The 6,950-nt window shown below is 30.0% G+C and carries 4 protein-coding genes; all 4 read left to right on the plus strand.

The window, feature by feature from the left end:
* The first annotated feature begins 18 nt into the window (after nt 1–18).
* The 4 genes from FFM61_RS08540 to FFM61_RS08555 all read left to right on the plus strand — a co-directional run bounded on the left by FFM61_RS08540 (nt 19) and on the right by FFM61_RS08555 (nt 6,710).
* Entirely contained in the window at nt 19–3,489 is a 3,471-nt protein-coding gene (locus FFM61_RS08540) for a bifunctional glycosyltransferase/CDP-glycerol:glycerophosphate glycerophosphotransferase (protein WP_074428046.1), read from the plus strand.
* Complete coding sequence (locus FFM61_RS08545) at nt 3,482–5,062, plus strand: XcbB/CpsF family capsular polysaccharide biosynthesis protein (RefSeq protein ID WP_074428047.1); 1,581 nt, start codon at nt 3,482–3,484, stop codon at nt 5,060–5,062. The genes FFM61_RS08540 and FFM61_RS08545 overlap by 8 nt, the downstream gene beginning before the upstream one ends.
* A 53-nt stretch (nt 5,063–5,115) precedes the next feature.
* Nucleotides 5,116–5,361, plus strand: a complete 246-nt coding sequence (locus FFM61_RS08550; protein ID WP_137604632.1) for a hypothetical protein — start codon at nt 5,116–5,118, stop codon at nt 5,359–5,361.
* 77 nt (nt 5,362–5,438) lie between these two features.
* Nucleotides 5,439–6,710: a capsular polysaccharide synthesis protein gene (locus tag FFM61_RS08555; protein WP_168388720.1), complete on the plus strand. Its 1,272-nt coding sequence runs from the start codon at nt 5,439–5,441 to the stop codon at nt 6,708–6,710.
* The last annotated feature ends 240 nt before the right edge of the window (nt 6,711–6,950 follow it).

Raw genomic sequence — 6,950 nt, forward strand, 5'->3', positions numbered from 1 at the left:
AATTAGAGGATGTGGGAAATGAATAAAAATAAAAAACTTGCAGTTGTTGTGCCTATGTATAACGTTGAGGATTACTTAACAGAAGCAGTAAATAGTATTTTGAATCAACAACTTACTGAAAAAGAGTTACAGATAATTTTAATCGACGATGGCTCTGAAGATAACACCTTAAAAATTGCAAATAATTTTGCAAAAGAGTATCCCGGATTTATTGAGGTACATTCTTTTCAGAATGGTGGGCTGGGTACAGCCCGAAATAGGGGAACACGTATTGCTAATGCAGAGTATATTGCCTATTTAGATCCAGATGATCTTGTTGCAGAAAATAGCTATTCTTTAATGCTGGACACTATTGAACGAACTGGTAGTGAGATTATTACAGGAAATGTCTTGAGGTTTAATTCAAAAAAGACATGGACTCCAGATTTGCATGCGAAAGCTATTTTAGGCACATATGAGCATACCAGCTTGGATGAACACCCAGAATTAATTTGGGATGCTAGTTCTTGGAATAAATTGTACAGGCTAGGCTTTTTGAGAAAAAATAATTTTTACTTTCCAGAAGGTGTGCTTTATGAAGATTTTCCTATGGTAAACCCAGCATATGCAAAAGCAAATGGAATTGATGTTTTAAAACAAGTAGTATATATGTGGCGAGTGCGAGAGGGATCTATAACGCATCAGTCTACGGGAATTAAAGCTACAATGGATCGTATCAAGGTAAATCAGATTGCTTTGAATGGATTGAAAAAATATAAAGCTTCAAAGGAAGTAATTGAAGAATTAGTCCTGAAAGGACTAAACATGGGGATTTTAGCCATGTTAAAAAAAGAAAAATATGCATTGATTCCTAAAGAAGATCGGCAAATCCTATTTAATACTTTGAAATCCTATTTATTAGGAATCAAAAATGAATATTTTGATAAGGTTAGTTATAAAAATTTCATATTCTTTAAAACAGCAAAAAATACCATATCATTTGAAGAATGGGATAAGTTTGCACTTTTATATTTGAGAGATGGTATCCAATATAAGGGTGAGTGGATTGATAATGTTTATATGTTGAAAAACAATATAACAGACGCAGTTCGGCCTGCTCAGGATTGTGATTTTAAAGTTAATACAAAAGTAACAAATGCGGTATACCATAATGACAATTTAGTTGTTAAGGGTTGGTTTTTTCCTGAAATGTCAGATATGTCTTCAATAAATTTAATCGATAATGCAAAGATTAATTTACTGTCAGAAGATAATCAGTATATTGTTAGAGATATAGGTAGCGTAAATTTTAGTTTCAGTCATGAAATCACGGCAAAATTTGGGTACAACAAAACGCATTTTATATTGGATGGTGCTGATTTTAACTATGACTACTCACTATTTGAATTGAGTGTACCAAGTGAAGTCTTTCATCAATTGAAGGTACTAAAAAATGCAAAATTAGAATTAGAGGCAAAAGTCGACGGAATTTTGGTCAAAGGATTTATCGGTAATCCTTTGAAAAGAGTTACCGATATATGGCCAGAACCTTATGTTTCTGAAAATGGGACTGTTTTACATATTGATTATCCCAGAAGTGATTGGCAATTACGAATAACATACTCTGAAGATGAACCAGTAATCAGTCTTAAGGATAGTGATACATTTGAAATTTGCAACTCTTTGGGGCAAGTTAGTCTATTTTCTGGAGATCAAGAATTACCACTTAATGTATTCGGAAATCAAGTTAAAATTCCTTTAAAATTTCAAGAGTCATTTAATAATTTTGATAGTACTTACAGAAAAAAATGGCAATTTATTACAAAAAACAGTTCAGTGCAAAAACCCGTATACTTTTTTGGAGAAAAACAGCAGTTTGATAACGATGTTTCTTTTGAAGTTTTTAATTCTGAAAGGGGATTAGCTAATTTAAGCATTACGTGGATATACCCATTTATATCTGATTTAAAAATTTTGGGGAATACGTTATACCTAACTATTAGATTGGTGGGGTGGCAAAATGAAGCAAGTTCTGTTCAGATTTTAGCTGATCCCAATCTTCCAGATATTATTTGGGATACCCAAAAAATTTCAAACAATGAATATCAGTTGGTCATTCCCTTGACATTAGATGGTTTTGGAGATAAAAAATGGTTGAATATTCATGCACATCTTCAATTTGAAGATGGCTACGTTACTGATGAACTAGTTCGTTGGGGATTATTCAATAGTGAACTATTGGACGCTTCTATGGAAATAAGTGGACTAACATGGAAATTTGCATATCTAAAAAAATATGCATTTGGAGGTTTTGCAATTCAGAGAACTGCAAATAGGCTGTATAGAGAACAAACGGGAGCTTTTGAAAGCTTTTTAGAAAGTAGTTATTCAAAATGGGTACACCAGCCCGTGCTGAATAATGTTGTTATGTGGTCGGCATATTGGGGTCGTGATAATAAGTTTGGTGGAAATCCGTTGGCTTTATTTAATTTTGTCTCAGAGAATTACCCTGAATTGCAGAATGTAATTGTTGTTCAAAATAAATTAAGAAGTTTTACGGAATTTAAAAATGCAAAGGTTATTTCATTTGGTACTAAGGAATATTGGTATTATCAAGCTCGGGCAAAATATTTTATAAACGATGTAAATTGGACAGATCGTAATAGAAATAAAAGACCAGAACAAGTTGAAATGGAAACAATGCACGGAACACCTTTGAAAGCAATGGGATTTGACGTACTAGATGAGTGGAAGGATACATCATATTACTCATATCTCCGGAGGTTTAATAACTATGACTATTTAGTAGTTCCAAGTGAATTTGTGTCTAACTATGCGCAACATGCCTTTCAAGTACACCCTAAAATTTTAAAAACAGGTTATCCAAGAAATGATGTATTTTTTAAAAAATATTCAGATCATGAAAAAAAGGAAATGAAACAAAAATACAATCTACCAGTCAATAAAAAAATAATTTTATATGCACCAACATGGAGAAATCAAGATCAAAAAATCCCAACAAATATTAATAAATTATTTAATATAAAAAATATGTACGATTCTTTGAATGATGATACTATCATAGTTGTAAAAAATCATAATTTTGAAAAGTTAACCGGAATTGACAAAAAATATCAAAGTAAAATCATCTTAGCTGATGAAACTGCAAGTATCGAGTCTTTATATATCATTTCTGATGCCGTGATAACGGATTATTCTTCAGTTATGTTTGATTATGCATTATTAAATAAACCAATGATTTTTTGGGCATTTGATTATGAAGAGTATGTAAAAAATAGAGGGATAAATTTTGATTTGAAGGCAGATGCTCCAGGTCCGTTTGTACAGGATGAAAAAGATTTGATTAATTGGGTAAATAAATTCGATCAAATTTCTTCCCAATATAGCGATAAAATAATAGCATTCAAAGACAAATTCGGCCAATATGATGTTGGAACGGCAAGCCGTCAAATTGCTGAAATAATTTGGGGAGAGAAAAATTTTGATTAATGTTTTAGTTGCTGGTAGTCAGGCTACACAATTTATTTTTGATGACAGCGTTAATATGTACTTTCATAATGAAAATTTAGATATTACTACATTTTCAGGCCAGTTTTTTATAGAAAATTATCAAAAATTAATAGAATTGATTGGCGCTAATGATATAGATATATTAGTTTTTGATTTATTATTTGATGTTGTTAAAAGCAAATTCAAAAATGAAAATTTTGAAAATCAATTAAAAAAATTTTTTTCTGATTTATTTACAGTAAAAAAAGGTTTGAAAATAATATACAATTCTCCTCGTTATGTTAATAGAGTGATTGTTGATGAAAATTGGAATGATAAAAGTCATGCTGGTACAGAGTTTCTAGACTTAAAAATTCAGGCAAATAGGAATAAAGATTTAGATCAATTGGAAGAATATATTGTTAATCATTTTGACAATGTTGATTTAATGTATTTTGACAAAAATTGTTCCGCTTTAGAGTTTAATAAGAAAAAGGGCTTTGCAGATTTATACTTTAATCAAGCTTATTATTTGTATCAATCAATTCAATTTGAAAAAATATCGAAGAAATTTTTTAGAGAATTTCCATTGTATATTAAATTTAATTGTTTTGATGAAATTGAGAGATATTTTGAACATTCAGATAATAAATTAAAAGATCCAAATACAATTATTCTTCTTGAAAATGTGGATGGAGCCGCTTTAGCGTATCAGACAACTAGTGGGAAAAAACAAATAATTTTGCGTAAATTATTACAAATGGATTATATTATAGACGGAAGTTTTGGGAGAACAAAACGATTGATACACCGGAGTAATTTTTATAGATCTAATATGAAAAAATTACATAATATATGGTATACGGAAGAAATTAATAAAAAACGTTTATCAGGATCTAATAAACCTAAAAGAATTTTGTTTTATTTTACTCCAATGTCTGCTCCCAAATGGGCGACTGATAATTTTGCTGAACAGGCATTACCAGATAGATTTAAGAGTTTATCAAGATCGTTGGTAAAGGATACATTGTTAATAAGAATTGCAGATGTAAATCTTACCCGTGGTTCGTACTTTATGTCCAGTGTGAATTATCCAGAATATGAGAAAAACATTGTCAATTTTATATATGCAAAGATTAAAGAATACAATGTTTTAAAGGAAAACGTTGTTTTTTATGGATTTTCTAGGGGAGGATTAGGGTCTTTGTATTATGGAAAATTACTTGATTTCCAGGTAGTTTCAATAGATCCAGTTGTGGATGCTAGCTATTTTCTAAATAATAAAAACGACCCACATTTCTTAGAAGGGACAAGAAAGATAAGTTTTGTGGATGAATTAAATTCTTTGGATGATTCCAAACAAAAGTATTCGAAAATCGTATTGTCAAATAGTGGAACTGTTAATCAAATTTTTGAGAATAGTGTTGAGCCATTAAACGAAGGAAGTACTCTCAAAAAAATAAACTTAGAGGATACAAATATCAGATGGCATGGACAGCTGGCAAATCAGACTGTTCCAGAATCGTTAACATTAATAAATCAATTACTTGATAGTCGTTTTAAGCTAAACTAAATTAATTTGGGATGTTTAAGTAAAACGTATGTAGTGGACAGGAGGTGATTGTGTTGGAAGAATATATTGATTATTTAAAACATTTAAATGATATTAAATTAAAAACAGATATATATGTTTTTAGTAGAGATCAAATTGGAAATTATTATAATCAGGATGTAGCAGATAAATTGATGGATTTAGGCATGAAAACTGACTTTTTTTTAGAAAGAAGTCAGAGAAATGATAATTGGTTTGCATATTTGGCTGTTATTAAAAATGCTAAACTTAGAGTTGAAAAAGTTGAAAAAAATCAGTAAAGATTGATTATGATGATGAAAACATTTCCATAATTTCAACTCGGTGGTCTAAAAAATATGGTAATCTTAATCCCGTAGTGATTGATAAAAAAAATAGGAGGAGTCTACTGAATAGTTTTAAAAACTTTAGAGGATTGATTTTTGTTGTATATAAAGATGGTGAATTTTTAGAATTAAAGGCATTTGATACTTCTTGGAAAAAAGGAGAAATAACAACTTCATTGGCTTTAAAAAGAGAAAATATATACGAAAACTATTACTCAAAAATAACGACATACTCTAGAGATTTATCACTAAAGCACACAATAATTGATTTGATTATACAAGAAAAATATAATCTTGCTAGTGAAATTTTGCGAGATATAATTTTTGACTCTCAGGTTGTATTTGATTGGATTTATGAATATTATATAGGATTACAGTTTGAATATTTAAACAATATCGAGGGCGGTAGAGGTTTTTTTGAAGAGAGAAAAGCATTAATTAGTCCGCAATCAAACATTCACAAGTTTATAAACAAATATGATGATAAACATTTATTGTCGAAACTCATTTTATCTGATTATTTTGAAGCAAATAAAGAATCTATAAAACAAATATCTTCAAAAATATTTGAAGATACAAATCGTTTTTCTGAATTTCCTGTGTTTGTATATTGGGGACAAGGTTTTGAACAGGCTCCAGATATTGTTAAAGCATCTTTTGGAAGACTAAAAAAGGTAGTGCCTAAAGAGGCGTTAATTGTTTTGTCAGATGAAAATATTGGTGACTATATTGATTTACCCGATTATGTAATTAATTTGAGCCATACTAATAAAGCTAATTATTCAGATTATTTACGGTTTGCATTACTTGCAAAATATGGAGGCGCTTGGGTAGATGCGACGTTATTTGTCAGTGAAGATTTTTATGATCAGTTACTGAATTTTAATGCTATAAAGTCTAACTATCCAATGGATGGCCCAATTACCGTGATGGGAAGTTGGTTTAGAATCTACAAGCAGTCAAGTCATTTGGGAGAAAAAATAATGCAAGCTACAACAATGTTTTGGCTACAGCATTTTAAAAGCTTTCCATTCTATTTTTTTATTGACTTTTTAGAGCAGTACTATTCAGACTATATGATAGAGGATGGTAAAGAAAGAGATGTCTTTCCTTGGCAAGGTAGAAATAATTCTTTTCTTATTAGAAATAACCTAGGTAATAAATTTAATGTAGATTGGTCGGAAAATATTTTAAGTAAAACTCCGGTTCATAAATTAAATTATAAATTGTCAGATTGGGAAAATCTTAAGAAGGATGATAGCATATATTCCGCTATTATTAACAAGCAATATCCTTTCAATTAAGCTTTAATCAATGAATTATACCAAGGATTACTACTTATATTGTAAGGAACTTATTGAACTGAACATCAAAAATTGGATTGGGTAACTACTGGTTAGAGAGATGTTGGTACCGAAGCAAAATTTTGGGGTTTTATGTTAAATAACCTGTAAATCCGTGAAATTGATTAAAGAGTTTGTGAAATATAGCTTGCGAATCTGGTAATTTTGTCAGATTCGCAAGTTTTTTTTAGTTAGTAGGGT

The organism is Weissella hellenica (genome assembly GCF_005405545.1).
In the GTDB taxonomy this organism is placed as follows: domain Bacteria; phylum Bacillota; class Bacilli; order Lactobacillales; family Lactobacillaceae; genus Weissella; species Weissella hellenica.